This is a genomic window from Lysinibacillus cavernae (genome assembly GCF_009724685.1).
Lineage (GTDB): Bacteria > Bacillota > Bacilli > Bacillales_A > Planococcaceae > Lysinibacillus > Lysinibacillus cavernae.
Window position 1 is genome coordinate 25,349 of sequence record NZ_WMEF01000003.1, and the last position, 17,145, is coordinate 42,493.

A 17,145-nucleotide genomic window follows, 5' to 3' on the forward strand; every position below is an offset into this window, starting at 1 on the left:
AAAATCACGCTGGTGGCAATTTTTTTTCTCGGCTATGCTTTTCAATCTTTGTCATCGCTATATATAAAGCTTTCATTTCTTCTTCAGTTAATGCTTCTTCAAAAAATGAGGACTGGAAGTGAAGCTGACTAGGTGTCGCTGCATCTATCATCTGCTCCCCTTTTACCGTCAATGAGATGGTTTTCGTCTTCCAATTTTGCTTACGCTCGATTAGTCCCTCTTTTTCAAGTCGCACAAGCATGCGAGACATACCACCTTGCGTGACAGTTACTTTCTCTGCTAACTGTGACTGCGTAATAGGTGCATAGGTTTTAATTTGGATTAGCACATCGAATTGTGCTGTTGTTAAATCAAAACGTTTTAAAAATTCATTCGATAACTGATTGCTTTGTGTTGTAAAGCGCATCATGCGAATCCATGTTAAGGTGCCTATTGTATGATTTCTCATCACTTCATCCTCCCTTCTATCATCACTTTACCACGCAAGTGACAACTACGCAAGGAAAATATCTCGAATTTGAGATATATTTTACATAGGGAAGGTCCCTATATGATGCCATGCGTTGAAATGGGATATAAATTGCCTTGAAAAGCAAAAGAAATTCTACCTGTTTCTTCAGATACAACCATAACAAGGGCATCACTCAACTCACTTAATCCTAATGCAGCACGATGCCTTGTTCCTAATTTTTTCTCTCCTGTATAACGCTCTGACAGTGGCAAAACATTTGCAGCCGATTCAATTTGATTTTGATTTACGAGTACTGCTCCATCATGTAGCGGATTACCAGGAAAGAAAATAGATTCTAATAAAGAATGAGTTAAGTCTGCACCAATATGGATGCCAGGTCGTATCAGATTCTCTAACGCATCCTGTCGTTGAATAACAATTAAACCACCATGTCTTCTGGAAGACATATTTTGAACACTATGTGATAGTTCCGGATACTTTTCTGTAAACGGGGAAAGATAACAATTTAAATAAAACGTGGCCGCCTTCATTTCAATTGTCAAAAATTTTTCTTTAATTTTTTCAAAATTACCAAGGAGGCAATTTGTATCTGTATCCATTTCTTGTACACTGTGCTGTAATGACATAATTACTTGGAGAAGCTCTTCCTTTAATGTTTCTTTCATCGGTGAAAAATCACAATTTATTGGATTCACAACAAGCACCTCTCTTTCATAAAACAGTGAAGACCCTTCTCCCATTAGTTTCTCTAGATAGGCTCATTTTATGCGCATTAGAAACTGAAGAACATAATGGTTAAGAAACATTTGGTTCCTTTCTCAAATACAGTGACAATAGTAGTCCTATGAAACTCAATATTGTTGTCGCAATGAAAGCTGAACGAATCCCGTTTAACATTGCATCAGCTACACCCATTTGCTGTTGGTTAGCAGTTACTGTACTCATGATTGTTACTAATAATGCAGTGACTAACGCACCTCCAACCATACGCAGTGTACTATTCATCGCTGTCGCATGTGCCATCAAATGTGTAGGTAAAGCGTTCATACCCGCCGTTGTGAGAGGCATCATGATCATTGAAATACCAAAGGAAATCATGGTAAACAGCACTGCAAGGACCCAAAGTTTCGTATTCATCGATAGCCCAATTAATATACTTGACCCTAGTAAAATACTTGTAAATCCAACTAGTGCCAAACCCTTCCCTCCAACTTTATCGAAAATTTTACCTGTCACTGGCGACATAAAGCCCATCACAAGTGCGCCTATCAATAACACCAGCCCTGTTTCAAGTGCAGACAGTTGACGAACGTTTTGAATATAAAATGTTAACAGTATTTGCGTACCGACCATAAGCGCATAGACCAAACTGGATAAAAAGGTTGTGACGGAAAAGATTGTAGATTGAAACACACGAAATTCAAGCATCGGTATTGGCAATTGAAGCTGACGGCAAATAAATAGAACTAACATAATCCCTCCAACCACGATTGGTAAGAGAACTTGCATGGATTGGAATCCAACGGCTCCTGCTATACTGAAACCATATAACAAGCCTCCCCACCCTAACGAAGAAAACACGATGGAAAGACCATCTAGCTGCCCCTCTTTTTTAGTCGTTACATTTTTCATGAAAATTGTGGCTAGTGTCAATACAATGACCGAGACAGGTAATACAGTAAAAAATAGGTGGCGCCATGTAAGATGCGCTAAAATCCATCCTGATAAAGTTGGACCAACTGCTGGTGCAAAACCTGTAACAAGACCAGCTAATCCCATAATGGACCCTCGATTTTCTTTCGGATACATCGTTAATAAAATGGTTTGCATTAATGGCATAATAACTCCTGCTCCAGACGCTTGAATGACTCTTGCAACAAGTAAAACTGTAAAAGATGGTGCAAATGCGCCTAATAAAGTACCGACACTAAATAAAGTTAGGGCAACTAGTAACAGCAAACGATTTGAAAAACGTCCAATTAGAAAAGCTGTAATCGGTATGAGAATACCGTTCGTCAATAAATACACAGTCGTGAGCCATTGAGCTAAATTGGCATCAATCTTGAAATCTTCCATAATTGGCGGCATCGCTATGAGTAATAATGTTTGATTGAGAATAGACACAAATGCTGCGGATAGTAAAATAGCTACTAGTACACTTCTTTTTTCGTGCATATGAATTCCTCCTAATACGTTAGTTAGTGATAACTAACATTTTATCTTAAAAAATTTTGTGTAGCTAAGTGAGTGAAAGCTATATACTGATTCCACTCACAAAAGTAGCTACTAAATGTTGAACAAAAGAATCCTTTTGATCTTTTAAAAAATGATGCTCCCATAAAGCATTTGATACAAAAAAACCAAAAAGACTCGTTAAAAATACAATGGCCTGCGCTTTTGTATCTATCTCCCTTATCTTGCCTTGTTCGATTTGATATTGGAAATAAGCTGCTACTAATTGTTGTAACTGTTGGGTTTGATTATTAGAAATAGTATTCATTAATTCAGGTAGCATACTTCTATCTTGTGTCGTAATAAGAAAAATCGGTTTATTTTTTTCCATAAAAGCTAAATAAGTGTTGGCAATTTGCTTTAAGTCATTCGCTACGTCTCCTGATAAGTTTTGAGAAAAAAATTGTTCGAAGTATGGGATATAAGAATGTTTATGTAGCACAGCATGAAGGATCCCCATTTTTGTTTCGAAATGACGGAAAACAGTCATTTCACTAACACCAGCTACTATAGCAATATCTTTTACAGAGACATTCGAATAGCCCCTCTCAGTCATTAAACTTGTAGCTGCAGTAAGAATTTTATCTTTTGTATCTTTTTTCAATCTAAACTCCCCCTAAATGTTAGTTATGACTAACAAAAATATAATCGACTCGACTAGACTTGTCAAAAAAAACGTGTTACCTCTAGTAAATGTTCTAGTGATAACACGTCTATGCTTTTACATATGTCCTGCCCTAATCTTCTTCACGATACTAAAAGTCGTGTATGTAGCAGCTGGTGCTAATACGACAATAAAAATAATCCAAACGGTTAAGTTATTTGTCGCTTTCAACGTTTCATAGTTTGTTATAACAAAAATAATTAGACCAACTAATAATAAATAGCTCAGCACATTTGGAAATATGACGATTAATCGCAATAGTGCTGGTGGCATTTTTTGTTGATTCATTTTAACCACACCCCTTTTTTCAATTATACGGGAATAAAGTGATTTATCGTACTATATTTTTCCTTTTATCCTTTCTATTTGCCTGCTAATAGTTGAAGATTTTCGGCTGTTGGATTTACTTCCTCAGTGCTAGCAGCAATTTCTGTCGTTGAGCTAGATTCATTATGATGTCTTCAAAGGATTGCTATGCTTCTTGTACTTGCACGATTAGACCTACAAATAAAAAAACATCTATTAGATGAATGCTCAAATAATAGATGTTATGTTATTAAATTAATTGATTGTTTTGCCAAGTAAATATGGCTTGATCCGATGTTAGTAGCGTTTGAGGGAAAATTTCCTGTGCTTCTGTCAAAAATTGAGGTAAATCGTGTGGCAGAAAGCGGGCACTTAAATGGTTTAATAGTAAATACTGTGCGTTAGCTCGCTGTGCCACCTTTGCGGCTTCCACATTTGTAGCATGACCATAGCTGGCTGCTAAATCGGTTGTTGTGCTGTCAAAGGTTGCTTCATGTACAATGATATCAGCATCCATTGATAGTTGAATGGCTTCTTCACAGTATTTAGTATCACCTAAAATCGTCAGAGTGAAGCCTTTTTTGGCAGGTGCAACAACGTCTTTCGCTTGGATAACATCTCCATTTTCAAGCACGATATCATGTCCGTTTTTTAATTTTCCAAGCAATGGCCCTTTTGGAACGCCAAGAGCTTGTACTTTGTCAATTAATAATTCGCCAGGTAAATCCTTTTGTTCAATACGATACCCATAACATGGCACAACATGACGCAGTTCCTTTGCATGGATTGTAAAATGCGCGTCCTCAAAAATAATACCTTCATGCACTTCTACAAAGTGCAAAGGATAAGTTAAATGTGTTTTGGATAAAGCAAAAGTTTGTTCAATCCATTGCTGTAAACCTGGTGGGCCGAAGAGCGTTAGAGGTTCGTCCCCTCCTTGAAAGGAACGAGAACTTAAAAACCCTGGCAATCCAAAAATATGATCACCATGCAAATGCGTAATAAAAATTTTCGTTACTTTCCGGGGCTTTAACGAGGTGTGTAAGATTTGATGCTGCGTCGCCTCCCCACAATCAAATAGCCACATTTCACTTACTTCATCTAATAGCTTTACCATCAAGGCACTCGTATTTCGTTCTTTTGAAGGCATGCCTGCGCCTGTCCCTAAAAAATGTAGCTGCACATATGCCACCTCACTTCTTGTTCTATCGTTATATTGTACCCTAACATTCCCAATAAGAAAAACCTTTGGTGAACAGCTTTCTCCAAAGGTTTCTCGATTTATCTTGGTTGCCATGAAACAAGCGCTGCATGAAAATCATGTCGATAATAATAACGTCCATCTTTTTCTTCAATAAACGGTAGGAGCGATTCCTCTACATGTGCTTGCTTGAAGTTTTTATTTAATATTTTTTTACTTTGAGTAGTCACAAGCTGTTCATAGCTTTCATATTCATAAATGCGCTCTAATGGTATAATTTCACAATTTGCGTAAATATCCATCTCATACAGTAAATTTAAAAATTCAATATAATCTCTGCGAGGGAATTTGATATCGTAGCCATACTTCTCATATAATCGCTCATAGTGAGGCTGGATTGGCCCTGTCGTCATGCCAATAATGGCACGTTTTTTCGCTAATCGATTCATATGAGATAAGGCCGCTTTGATTTCATACATACGGTAAAAACAATTCACACCCAAGACGATATCATGTGGCTCGATCTTATCACTTTCTAGACTTTCCCATTTTGCATGCACATATGAAACGTGCTCCTGTTGAGGCATACACTCTTGTAAGTAATGTAAAATGCTCTCAGAGCTATCCACACATGTTAACTTGTTCACTCTATCTGCCAATGGAAACGTATAATTACCCCATCCAGGTCCAATTTCTAACACGGAATGCTGAGGATCAATATATTTTTGAAGCTCCTGAAAAATGCGTGCGGCATAGGGATCAGTTTGACCCAATTTTTTCCGAGCAACGGATTGCATCCAAAATTGCTCCTCTAGCTGATCATTCACCATACGCTCAGGCATAATCCCATGCCAATCCTTCATGCCTTCCTGCCATAATGCCTCATAATTAATGGCTAATGGTCCTTTTCTCGTCATACAGATACCTCTATAGATAAAATTTCATATATTTTTTTCATATCAAGATTTGATCGAACATGCTCGGCTAACATATTATAGGCATCTTCTCTTCGTTCTGTGTCACTTTTCACATCACTTGGTAAAGCCGTTAACCCTTTTTTCACTCGTAATTCATTAACAAGCTGGCGGGTAAAGGTGCGATTATGGAACAAACCATGGAAATACGTACCAATCACTTGCTCATCATGACTGATTGCGCCATCTTCTCGCCCATCCTCTAGCAGTAAAAATGGTGATACCTCATCACGTAAAATTTTCGTACGTCCTAGATGAATCTCATAGCCTGTCAATCTATCCTGCCCTCTTGTTCCTGTCATTTGCACCGTTTTTTTATTGCCTACAAAAATCGTTTCCATTGGCAATAATCCAAGACCATGTGCCGATTCACCATTTCCCTCCACTGCATCTGGGTCTAGTAATGTCTCACCAAGCATTTGAAAACCACCGCAAATGCCGATAATTTTTGTACCTCGTTCACGTAAATGGGCTATGGCTTGATCGAAGCCTTGTGCCTTTAACCAAGCTAAATCATCCATTGTACTTTTTGTTCCTGGCAAAATGAGTAAGTCTGGTGTACCTAACTCGTTGATATGGCCAATTAAACGGACCCCTACTTCAGGTTCGTCGAAAAATGGATCGACATCAGTGAAGTTTGAAATACGTGGTAAACGAATCATCGCCACATCTACGGCGAATTCCCCTGGTTTTGGCTTTTTAAAGCGTAATGACGATAAAGCGAGTGAATCTTCCGCTTCAATATTGACATCTAGATAAGGTACAACGCCAAGCACAGGGATGCCTGTTTCTCGCTCCACCCATTCAAGACCATCATCCAGTAATTCTCGCATACCTCTAAATTTATTGATGATTAGTCCTTTGACACGTGCTCGCTCCGCCTCATCAAGCAATGCCAGTGTGCCAATTATCGAGGCAAAGACCCCACCACGATCAATATCAGCAACAAGCACAACCGCTGCATCTGCTAAATGTGCCATGCGCATATTGGCAATATCGCGATCCTTTAAGTTAATCTCCGCTGGGCTACCTGCCCCCTCTAGGACGATGACATCATATGTATTTTGTAGCGTTCGTACTGATTTTTCAACGATGGGCATCGCTTCCTGTACAAAATTATTGCGGTAGCTTTTAGCATCCATATTTAAAAAATGTTTGCCATGGACGATGACCTCTGACATCATATCTTGCTTGGGTTTTAGCAGTATGGGATTCATATCGGTCGTCGCAACAACCCGAGCTGCCTCTGCCTGTACCCCTTGTGCCCGGCCAATTTCTCCGCCATCCTTTGTAACAAAAGAATTGAGGGCCATATTTTGTGATTTAAACGGCACGACATTTAGTCCATCATCCGAAAATATACGACAGAGTGCCGTACAAATCATACTTTTTCCAACATCGGAAGCTGTTCCTTGAATCATAATTGATTTAGCTGGTGGCATAGTCATTTTCCTCCGTAATTATTGGTGTGACGTGGGTGTTCTATCGCATTGCTCAAGTATTTGCCTTTGTTCTGCGGGTATTCTAGCGTTGGTCGCGGGTATTTCCCTTTGCTCCGCGGGTATTCTAGCGCTGGTCGCGGGTATTCCCCTTTGCTCCGCGGGTATTCTAGCGCTGGTCGCGGGTATTTCCCTTTGCTCCGCGGGTATTTCTTCGTTCCGCGGGTATTCCCCTTCGCTCCGCAGGTATTTCTTCGTTCCGCGGGTATTTCCCTTCGCTCCGGGTATTCGCCTTTGTTCCGCGGGTATTCGCCTTCACTCCGCCAGTATACTTCACTCAATAACAATGAAAAATGCTTTAAAATTCAAGCCCTTTCACCGCTGGAATACCTTCATCATAGTAATGTTTTGTTGCATCAATGTTTGACACTAAATCAGCCAATGCAATGAACGCAGGATTGGCACTTCTTCCTGTGACAACCAGATGCATCGTCGACGGGCGTTGCTGAATGGCCTCCATGACTTCTGCTAGTGGTAGAACATCATCGATTGGAAACTTGGTAATAGCCAGTGCATTGTTTAACTCATCTAGCACCAATAAATCAATGCTTTCATCCTGCAGGGCTGCCTTCGTTTTTTTCCACGCCTTTGCTAATGCCACACGATGCTCCTCAGGTGTTTTTGTCCATGTAAAGCCAATACCCATTTGTTCCATTTCCACACCAAGCTTACGAAGAGCAATTTGCTCTCCGTAAGTACGCTCTGGTGATTTGATGAACTGTAGATAGCGCACATTTAAACCACGACCAACCGCACGTAAAGTAACACCAAGTGATGCTGTCGTTTTGCCCTTTCCTTCGCCTGTATATACTAAAAACAAGCCTTTTCTTGCCATGTTGATAGCCCCCTTACAGCCATGTTGTCTTTTCTTCAAATGGTGTTCGCTTCTTATCGTTCAGCTCCTGCTCTTGTGGATAGCCAATAAATATCGTACCGACTACTTTTTGAGAGGCATTTGCACCGATAAACGCATGCATACGTGGATCATGCACAAGTCCGACACCACGTGTACGCCAGACGAAGCCAAGACCTAGTTCTTCTGCTGTCAGCCACATCGACATAATCGCGCTACATACTGCAAAGACATTATCAGCTGTCGCATCAGCATCGCCCTCTACTATGTCTGCAGTAACGACAATGGCTACGGGTGTTGTTTGCACAACCTTTAAAGAGCTTTCCACTAGATTTGGCTTGGTTGGGAAACGCTCTTGTAAATAGGCACTCGCCATTTCCTCATAACGCTGCATCGCTTCATCTTGAATGACATAAAAATGCCAAGGCTCACGCATACGGTCATTTGGCGCATAGGTAGCTGCTTGCAAAATTTGCTCAATTTTTTCTTTCTCTACTGGTTGTGTTGTGTAATTTCGAATTGCTCGACGCTTTTTTAATGCTTCGATGACTGTCATGTTGCTTCCTCCCTATACTTTTCATATGTGATGATTACGAAAAGGTAAGTCCCTGCTCTTCAAACCATTGAATTTTTTCACGTACATTGACAACCTCGCCAACTACAATCATGGAAGGATTATGATACCCTTCACGTTCAATAATGCCCGCTATCTCATCTAGCTGCCCTGTTATGGTCCGTTGTTGAGCAGTTGTTCCCCACTCAATGACCGCTACAGGCGTTGTTGCCTTACGTCCGTTTTCGATTAGCTTTTGGGCAATGTAGGCAATATTCCCAACACTCATATAAAAAGCGACGGTATCAATACCTGTTGCTAATGCTGGCCAATTTAAAAAATCTTGCCCTTTTTCTTCTCGACCATGCCCTGTCACAAGAGCAAAGCTTGTAGCAAAGTCTCTATGTGTAACAGGAATCCCAGCATAAGCTGGAGCCGCAATACCTGCTGTTATACCAGGCACTATCTCATAAACAATGTCGTGACTTTTTAATATTTCTGCTTCCTCAGCACCTCGACCAAAAACAAAGGGATCGCCACCTTTAAGACGTGTGACAACTTTGCCTTGCTGTGCCTTCTCAACAAGTAATGCATTAATTTCATCTTGAATCAGGTGATGCTTACCTGGTAATTTGCCACAATAAACAAGCTCTGCATCCTTTTTTGCAAAATCGAGTAATTTAGGGTTAACAAGACGGTCATAGGCGATTACATCAGCCTTTTGAATACATTCCAGACCATACACAGTAATGAGCTTTGGATCTCCAGGGCCTGCCCCAACGATATAAACTATTCCATCCTTCATTGCTCTTCTCCCATCAATAGTTGTTGTAAATATGCTTCACGCCTATCCATCTCCCCAAGACGTGTCCATGCAAGGATGTTTGGTTCTAGTAAGGCTTGTAATGCTGCCCGTCTTTGTGGACCTTTATCAAACTTGGCAGCAATCATTAATCGTGCTTGCTGTAAGAAGCATACGTAATCTTCATAGGCCTGATCGAATTGATCTTCTAAATCTGCTTTGATTTTGCGCGCTAGTCCTGGACTTGCTCCTGATGTCGAGACAGTTAACACTAAAGGACCACGGCGAACGGAAGCAGGGGTAATAAAATCACTTTCACTTTGCATGTCTGTACGATTGATTAATTGCCAATGCTGTGCAGCCTCTTGGACAGCTTCGTTAACAGCCGTCACATTCGTTGCAGCGATAATGAGGATCGCATCATCCAAATCTCGCGGTTCAAACTCTTTTTGCTTCCAAGTAATTTGCCCCGATTCAGCAAGTGGCTGTAAATCGTCATGTAAGGTTGGACTGACAATGACGATATGAGCATTTGCTGGTAATAAAGATGCTACCTTCTGTGTTGCTACATGGCCTCCGCCTACAATAACAACCGTTTTATATTCAATATTGATATGAATAGGAAAATAATTAGTCATCATTCTTCACCTTCTTACAAGCTGTCAACCAGTTGTCAACAAGCTTTGGGTTTGATACAAAATGAAAATGTGTGTAGCCAGCTACTAAATTTCCAACTTGATAGCCTTCTTGCTTTTTGCCAAAACGTCCGACCGTTTCGTAGGCTGGTGTGTTATGAGAGCCACTATATTTGGAATAGTGGAATTCATGACCTTTCCCTTGTTCCTCTTCACCGATTAAAAAATTATCAGCTGTGCCAAAAATTTCTCGGTAGCCAAGTGCTGCTAGCTTTGTTTGCATTGCAACTTCCCCTGGGATTACACCTACCATGTCATAACGCTTACCATGACTATCTGTAATAGCCTCTGTTAAATACATAAAGCCACCACATTCAGCTAATGTTGGTAATCCCTTACCAATAGCTTCAACTATGGAATTCTTAACGGCTACATTTTTAGCAAGTGTCTCCGCGAATTCCTCGGGAAAGCCACCACCAATATACAAGCCATCTGCTTCTGCTGGGACAGGCTCATTAGCAAGTGGCGAGAAAAATCGGATTGTCGCACCTTTCGCACGTAATAAAGCCAAATTTTCTTCATAATAAAAATTAAAAGCCGCATCCTTCGCAACAGCCAGACAAATATCCTGCAAAGGCTCCTCTGTAAATAATTGACCTGATTCATGTAATTTAGGGGCCTTTGTTAAGTCGAGCAATTGATCCAAGTCAATGGTATCTGCCATTAGCTCCCCTAGTTTGTCAAAAAATGAATCAAGTTCGCCTCTTTCAATGGCTGGTATTAACCCTAAATGACGACTTGGGATAGCAATCCCTTCCTCACGTTTTAAATAGCCAATAACAGGAATCCCACATTCTTGTTCAATTGCAGCCTTGGCAATTTCGTAATGACCGACACTGCCAACTTGGTTTGCAATAACGCCAACGATATTCGGTTTATCTGACAATAATTGAAAACCCTTTACAACTGCTGCAACACTGCGTGCCATGCTTGCACAATTAACAATTAAAATAACAGGGCTCTCTGTCACTACACTAATATCTGCCGCGGAGCCAGCATCCGATAACGGGCTTTTGCCATCATAGAAGCCCATTACACCTTCAATAATGGAGACATCTGCATCCATACTTGCACGTGCCACAATATCACGTACCGCCTCATGAGAGAACATCCAGCTATCAATATTGCGAGATATTCTTCCTGTTACAGCTGTATGATAAGTTGGATCGATATAATCAGGGCCACATTTAAAGCCCTGCACCACTTTTCCTTTATTTTGTAGAGCCTTCATCAGCCCGATGGTAAAAGTAGTTTTGCCTACGCCACTGCCCGTACCAGCCAGTACAAAACGATTTGTTTGCATGGATTTCCTCCTTAAAATAGGTATCTAGCAACTGAAATCGTAGCATTACCCGATTTTTTCTTTTCTAAAATAAGAGAGTTGACCTTTGCATAACGCATAGCTGCTGGTTCACTAACACCATATGCTCCTGTATATTTAAATACTGTTTCAGAGGGTGACGGGAACTCGATTTCGTTTAATTCAGCTGGTGTATAGGTAACGAACTCCCAATCATATTTTTGGGTAATATCAAGGAAACATTGCTCATCTTTCTTTAAATCAATCGTACATAATGCTTTCACACTTTTTTTCGAAAGCTTTAGCTCTGCCAAGGTGTCATCAATGACTTGTTCAATTTCTTCCACAGATGTCCCACGATTACAGCCCATTCCTAACACAACTGATTTTGGTCGGTAAATAACACCGTTTTCTAGAAGAACCTCTTCTTCTTGTTCGATGATTCGGTCTGTTATTAACAATGTTGCATGAGGGGTTGCCTCGATGGCTGCTTGTGTAGAAGGATATATTTTAATTTGCTCAGGCATCGGTGTGTCACGCATCCACCAATCTCGTTCACCCGTTTCCTGAACAATGGCTACATGCTCCTCGTTCACGACGGAAGCACTAACAGGCGTCAATTTATCTGCACTATCCCATACCCAACCAAAGCGTGCGCCAAATAAGTCAACAGGGATTGTCTTTTGCACATCCGAAGCTGTTGTAATAATAGGATTTGCACCAAGAGCAGCCGCCACCTCATGTGTCAGCTCATTGGCACCACCAAGATGCCCTGATAAGACGCTAATCACGTTTTCCCCACGATCATCAATAACGACAACGCCAGGATCTGTCTTTTTATCCTTTAAAATCGGTGCAATCATTCGCACGACTGCACCTAATGATATGATTAAAATCAACCCTTTATATTGTTTAAATAAAGCTGGCAATAGTAGACGCACTGTTCCCGTAAATAGTTGAATATGCTTTTCTTCTTCATCGCCTTGCTCAAATTTACTCATGTAATATAAATCACTTGCGGCAAAAGTTTGCTGGAGACGACGTCCGATTTGAACGCCATGTTTCGTAATCGCTACGACCGCATAAGGATTACGTTGATCAACCTCTGGTAAAACGCCCTCTTGTAACTCAATCACTTGTCTTCACACCTTTTCTAAAGCCATGTGTAAAGGTTGCATCATATAACTTAGAACGATATTGATCCTTATCATGAATATTCGGGTCTAACGCCCAGCCTGCTAGAATCATAGCATGCTTACGAATACCGTTTACGCGCATAGCTTCATCTAACTCGATTAATGTCGTACGTACAATTTTTTGGTCTGGCCATGAAGCACGTTGAATAACCGCTACTGGCGTATCATCTGCCCAACCAGCACTTTGTAGTTCTTTGACAATTTTCTTAGTGAGAGTTGCACTTAAGAATAACGCAATTGTACAATGATGGCTCGCTAAATCACGAAGCTTTTCAAATTCTGGTACAGGTGTACGCCCTTCAGCACGCGTTAAAATAAGTGTTTGTGTTAAATCTGGAATCGTTAGCTCGGCTCCGATAGCCGCTGCCGATGCAAAAACGGAGCTAACACCAGGAATGACTTCGTATCCAATGCCTTCCTTTTTTAATAGAGCTACTTGTTCCATAATAGCACCATACATCGCTGGATCACCTGTATGCATACGAGCCACTATTTTCCCAGCATTGACTCTATCAACCATGACTGCCACCATTTCCTCTAAATGCATGCCAGCTGTACGTATGACCTCTGCATCTGGTCTCGCTTTCGCAATGAGATCTTCACTCACTAATGAATCTGTATACATGACAACATCTGCTGTTTGTAACATATGTAAACCTTTAACTGTAATTAAATCTGGGTCTCCTGGACCAGCGCCGACAATATAGATTTTCTTCATTATTTACGCACCACCATTAATGTTAAATATTCTAAATCGACACCATCCAGCTCACGTACATCCCAAATCACTTCTTCGTCAGATGTTACCTTTGTCACCACTGATGCTTTATCAAGTAAATCTAAATCGCGTAATACCTCAAGCATTAAATCAATCACTTTTGCCACTTTAATAAAGACAACGGCATCATGACTTTCAATGGCTTCACGCATTGCATCATAATCATCATGAGCAGGGATAATTGCGACACGGTCATCGCCATCAGCTAACGCGATTCCTAATCGAGATGCAGAACCATTGAACGAAGAAATTCCTGGAACCGTATGGATTATTACATCTGGATGCATTTCCTGCATTAACTTCATCATATGAATAAAAGTACTATATAATAATGGGTCTCCTTCAGTGACAAACGCCACATCCTTGCCCTGTTGTAATTTTTCATAGACAAGTTCAACTGACTTTGTCCATTCACGTTCAAGGACAGCCTCATCTTTCGTCATTGGGAATACAAGGCCAAGCATATCTTTTTCGTCTGGATTAATATACACATCTACAATACGATGGGCATAGCTTTTACTGCCTCTTAGTTTTTTCGGATAGGCAATAACAGGTGATTCTTGAATCACGCGAAACGCCTTTACTGTAATTAATTCTGGGTCGCCAGGACCAACGCCCAAGCCGTATAAAACACCTAAATTACTCATGATTTTCTTCCTTTCGATAAGCCGAAATAATATAGATTGGATTTAATGGAACAAAGCGTGTCATATCTAAAATAGGTTTACTGCGTGCAAGCTGTGCCTGTAAAATATCAACAGCGAAACCACAAGCCTTAAACGCCTCAACAGCTTTATATAAATTTTCAATAGTCGCAGCATTTAACACAATACGACCATTAGGCTTCAAACGATTACAGCACAATTGTAGTAGCTCGACCATTTCACCACCAGTGCCACCGATGAAAATGGCATCAGGATCTGGGAAGTTGTCTAATCCCTCAGGTGCTTTACTATGAATAGCTGTAATATCGACACGGAATTTTTGCTGATTTTGGAGACAATTTTCTAAATCAGGTGCATTTTTTTCCACTGCAAATACTTGTCCTTCAGGTGCAAGCTTTCCTGCCTCAATAGCCATAGACCCCGTACATGTGCCAATATCCCAAATAACACTATCTTGTTGAAGCTGCATCGCCTGTAAACTTAATACACGTATTTCCTTTTTCGTAATAAGCCCTTTATCTGGCTTGCGTTGCGAAAATTCTTCATCCGCAATACCGAGGGTGTAGCGTTTCGGTTCAATTGTTTGTTTTAATATCACTACATTTAAAGGAGAAAACTGAGCGGTTTCCATTTCATCAAGCGAGTACCAGCCATATTTTTCGTTTTCACCCTGTAAATTTTCTGCTACAAACGCACGATATTCTGTCATACCAAAATGCTTTAAATAATGAGCGAGGGAATTTGGGCTATTATCAGCATCTGTTAATAGTGCTACTTTCTTTTTCCCATCGATACGTTGTGCCAAGCCTTTCATTGGTCGTCCATGGATACTTGTTACATATGCGTCCTGCCAGCCTTCTCCCATCTTTGCAAAGGCAAGCTGGACAGAACTCATATATGGATAAACCTCTATTTGTAGCTTTTTAGCTAAATAGCCTCCAATGCCATAAAATAATGGATCCCCGGATGCAAGGATAACCGTATTTCTAGTTTCATCAGACAATCTTTCAACAAGTGCTGAAAGACCTCCTTTAACGAGAATTTTTTCACCTGTATAGTCTGGGAAAAAATCAAGCACACGCTCACCACCAACTAGTACCTCACAGTCTTCAATCCACTGTAGGTATTGAGGCAATAAGCTTGCTAATCCGTTATCCCCGATCCCAATCAATTTCATCGATCGATGCAATGTCATCAGCCCTTCCTAATAATTGTCCCTGCATCGAATAGATCGATGTGGAAAGCGTTAAACCGCCCTTTATATGATGGATGGAGGAATAGCAGCAAGCCTCACATAAATGATGGAAGAACGCATCATAGCCCTTTTCCATCATAATTTCACCTACTTGTGACGCTGTGTTAGCCCCATGTATTTGTGCTATGGTTTCTCCATCTGCTCCTATATCCTCTGCAAGTTGTGCTAAAAAGTTAAAGTCGATTGGCGCACTTTTGGAATGCACCATCATTACACCTTGTGCCACTTTAGAAAATTTCCCCATCATTCCGACTAGGGATACTTGTTTGATGCCGAGCCGCTTACAATGCTTTAATGTAAAGCCCACAAAGTCACCCATTTCAATAAAAGCCTCTTCTGATAAATGAGGGTATTGCTTCATCGCAAATTTTTCGCTACGACCACCCGTGGTAACAACTACATGCTCACAGCCAGCCTCTTTGGCCACACTAATAGCTTGTACAATACTTGCCATATACGCAGAACTCGAAAAAGGCACGACGGTTCCCCTTGTGCCTAAGATTGAGATGCCTCCAAGTATACCAAGTCTTCCATTCAACGTTTTTTTAGCGATTTCCTCTCCCTTAGGCACGGAAATCACCACGTTCACGCCTCGTGTAATGTGAAATTCGTCCAGTACACCTTGAACAGTACTATGAATCATTTTGCGTGGAACTGGGTTAATGGCTGCCTCTCCCACAGGCACTGGCAAGCCGGGCTTTGTGACACGCCCGACCCCAATCCCTCCATCTAAATGAATACCAGGTGTATCTGCCCAGCTCACTGTGCCAACGATGAGTGCCTGATGTGTAGCATCAGGATCATCACCAGCATCTTTAATCGTTTCGCAGCTGACAGCATTTTCTTCAAATATGCATTTTTCAATTGTAAAGGTTGCATCCCGACCAATAGGTAAATGGATTGTACTTGTTTCTTGCTCCTCCTTTGTAATAAGGGCAAGCAATGCAGCCTTTGATACCGCAGTTGCACAGGCTCCCGTTGTATAACCGTGACGCATGTCCTTGGAATCCTTTTTTGGCTTCCGCTCCATTATTTTTTCGCCTGTTCGTCTGCTAAAAGTGAGATGGCATTTAATGCGGCAACCGTCACTGTACTACCACCTTTACGGCCAACATTTGTAATGTAAGGAATACCCTCAAGTTTAAGCAGCTCTTCTTTTGACTCAGCTGCTGACACGAAACCAACTGGCATACCAATAATTAAATCTGGTTTTGCTAAGCCTTCTTTAATTAAACGAATCAACTCTAGTAATGCTGTCGGTGCATTACCGATCGCATAAATACCACCTTCATGTAATTTTGAAGCCTTTTGCATAGAAATGATGGCACGTGTTGTATTTTGTTTTTTCGCTTCTACTGATACATCTTCATCCGCAATATAGCAATGTAAATCGCCACCATGCTTTTGGAAACGCTTTTTACCAGATCCACTTTCAATCATTTGGACATCTGCAATGACATGGTGTCCTGCAAGAATAGACTTAATGCCCGCTTCAATAGCACCTGGCGTAATAATAACACTACGGCCTAGCTCAAAATCAGCCGATGCATGGATAACACGACGCACAACCTTCCATTCATCTTCTGAGAAGTCATGCTCGCCCATTTCCTCTGCAATAATCGAAAAACTGTAATCATAAATTTTATCTGGGTCTACCGTTAATGGTTTGAAATCTGTTTTAAAATCCATTGAAAATGCCT

The 17,145-nt window shown here is 40.8% G+C and carries 19 protein-coding genes; all 19 read right to left on the reverse strand.

Features of this window, described 5'->3' with window-relative positions:
* Positions 1 to 4: 4 nt before the first annotated feature.
* The 19 genes from GJU32_RS07805 to GJU32_RS07895 all read right to left on the reverse strand — a co-directional run bounded on the left by GJU32_RS07805 (position 5) and on the right by GJU32_RS07895 (position 17,134).
* A complete protein-coding gene (locus GJU32_RS07805; protein WP_155591398.1) occupies positions 5 to 448 on the reverse strand; it encodes a MarR family winged helix-turn-helix transcriptional regulator in 444 nt (147 codons plus the stop codon).
* Positions 449 to 546: 98 nt separating this feature from the next.
* Positions 547 to 1,167 carry a sporulation-specific diadenylate cyclase CdaS gene (gene cdaS / locus GJU32_RS07810; protein WP_155591399.1) on the reverse strand — a complete coding sequence of 207 codons (621 nt, stop codon included), beginning with the start codon at positions 1,165 to 1,167 and terminating at the stop codon, positions 547 to 549.
* Positions 1,168 to 1,267: 100 nt separating this feature from the next.
* On the reverse strand, positions 1,268 to 2,647 hold the full coding sequence (locus tag GJU32_RS07815) for a DHA2 family efflux MFS transporter permease subunit (protein ID WP_155591400.1): 1,380 nt from the start codon (positions 2,645 to 2,647) through the stop codon (positions 1,268 to 1,270).
* 79 nt (positions 2,648 to 2,726) lie between these two features.
* The gene (locus tag GJU32_RS07820) at positions 2,727 to 3,308 is read right to left on the reverse strand and encodes a TetR/AcrR family transcriptional regulator (protein ID WP_155591401.1); all 582 of its coding nucleotides are present in this window, start codon (positions 3,306 to 3,308) and stop codon (positions 2,727 to 2,729) included.
* Between the two features lie 117 nt (positions 3,309 to 3,425).
* A complete protein-coding gene (locus GJU32_RS07825; RefSeq protein ID WP_155591402.1) occupies positions 3,426 to 3,656 on the reverse strand; it encodes an acyl-phosphate glycerol 3-phosphate acyltransferase in 231 nt (76 codons plus the stop codon).
* A gap of 268 nt (positions 3,657 to 3,924) precedes the next feature.
* Positions 3,925 to 4,857 carry a ribonuclease Z gene (gene rnz / locus GJU32_RS07830; RefSeq protein WP_155591403.1) on the reverse strand — a complete coding sequence of 311 codons (933 nt, stop codon included), beginning with the start codon at positions 4,855 to 4,857 and terminating at the stop codon, positions 3,925 to 3,927.
* A 98-nt stretch (positions 4,858 to 4,955) separates the two neighbouring features.
* Positions 4,956 to 5,792 carry a class I SAM-dependent methyltransferase gene (locus GJU32_RS07835; protein ID WP_155591404.1) on the reverse strand — a complete coding sequence of 279 codons (837 nt, stop codon included), beginning with the start codon at positions 5,790 to 5,792 and terminating at the stop codon, positions 4,956 to 4,958.
* Positions 5,789 to 7,291 (reverse strand): cobyric acid synthase, encoded by a 1,503-nt coding sequence (locus GJU32_RS07840; protein ID WP_155591405.1) that lies wholly within the window; start codon positions 7,289 to 7,291, stop codon positions 5,789 to 5,791. The genes GJU32_RS07835 and GJU32_RS07840 overlap by 4 nt, the downstream gene beginning before the upstream one ends.
* Before the next feature lie 355 nt (positions 7,292 to 7,646).
* Positions 7,647 to 8,183 (reverse strand): cob(I)yrinic acid a,c-diamide adenosyltransferase, encoded by a 537-nt coding sequence (locus tag GJU32_RS07845; protein WP_155591406.1) that lies wholly within the window; start codon positions 8,181 to 8,183, stop codon positions 7,647 to 7,649.
* A 13-nt stretch (positions 8,184 to 8,196) separates the two neighbouring features.
* Positions 8,197 to 8,757 (reverse strand): nitroreductase family protein, encoded by a 561-nt coding sequence (locus tag GJU32_RS07850; RefSeq protein WP_155591407.1) that lies wholly within the window; start codon positions 8,755 to 8,757, stop codon positions 8,197 to 8,199.
* A gap of 34 nt (positions 8,758 to 8,791) precedes the next feature.
* Positions 8,792 to 9,559, reverse strand: a complete 768-nt coding sequence (gene cobA / locus GJU32_RS07855) for a uroporphyrinogen-III C-methyltransferase (protein ID WP_155591408.1) — start codon at positions 9,557 to 9,559, stop codon at positions 8,792 to 8,794.
* Positions 9,556 to 10,194, reverse strand: a complete 639-nt coding sequence (locus GJU32_RS07860; RefSeq protein WP_155591409.1) for a precorrin-2 dehydrogenase/sirohydrochlorin ferrochelatase family protein — start codon at positions 10,192 to 10,194, stop codon at positions 9,556 to 9,558. Before GJU32_RS07860 ends, cobA begins: the two co-directional genes overlap by 4 nt.
* Positions 10,187 to 11,554 carry a cobyrinic acid a,c-diamide synthase CobB gene (locus GJU32_RS07865; RefSeq protein WP_155591410.1) on the reverse strand — a complete coding sequence of 456 codons (1,368 nt, stop codon included), beginning with the start codon at positions 11,552 to 11,554 and terminating at the stop codon, positions 10,187 to 10,189. Before GJU32_RS07865 ends, GJU32_RS07860 begins: the two co-directional genes overlap by 8 nt.
* Before the next feature lie 11 nt (positions 11,555 to 11,565).
* Positions 11,566 to 12,687 carry a cobalt-precorrin 5A hydrolase gene (locus GJU32_RS07870; RefSeq protein ID WP_155591411.1) on the reverse strand — a complete coding sequence of 374 codons (1,122 nt, stop codon included), beginning with the start codon at positions 12,685 to 12,687 and terminating at the stop codon, positions 11,566 to 11,568.
* Positions 12,680 to 13,465 carry a precorrin-4 C(11)-methyltransferase gene (gene cobM / locus GJU32_RS07875; RefSeq protein WP_155591412.1) on the reverse strand — a complete coding sequence of 262 codons (786 nt, stop codon included), beginning with the start codon at positions 13,463 to 13,465 and terminating at the stop codon, positions 12,680 to 12,682. The genes GJU32_RS07870 and cobM overlap by 8 nt, the downstream gene beginning before the upstream one ends.
* Entirely contained in the window at positions 13,465 to 14,172 is a 708-nt protein-coding gene (cobI, locus tag GJU32_RS07880; protein WP_155591413.1) for a precorrin-2 C(20)-methyltransferase, read from the reverse strand. Before cobI ends, cobM begins: the two co-directional genes overlap by 1 nt.
* Entirely contained in the window at positions 14,165 to 15,367 is a 1,203-nt protein-coding gene (cbiE, locus tag GJU32_RS07885) for a precorrin-6y C5,15-methyltransferase (decarboxylating) subunit CbiE (RefSeq protein ID WP_230874983.1), read from the reverse strand. Before cbiE ends, cobI begins: the two co-directional genes overlap by 8 nt.
* Entirely contained in the window at positions 15,342 to 16,475 is a 1,134-nt protein-coding gene (locus tag GJU32_RS07890; RefSeq protein ID WP_155591415.1) for a cobalt-precorrin-5B (C(1))-methyltransferase, read from the reverse strand. Before GJU32_RS07890 ends, cbiE begins: the two co-directional genes overlap by 26 nt.
* Positions 16,475 to 17,134, reverse strand: coding sequence for a precorrin-8X methylmutase (locus GJU32_RS07895; protein WP_054610530.1), 660 nt, complete (start codon positions 17,132 to 17,134; stop codon positions 16,475 to 16,477). Before GJU32_RS07895 ends, GJU32_RS07890 begins: the two co-directional genes overlap by 1 nt.
* Between the last annotated feature and the right edge of the window lie 11 nt (positions 17,135 to 17,145).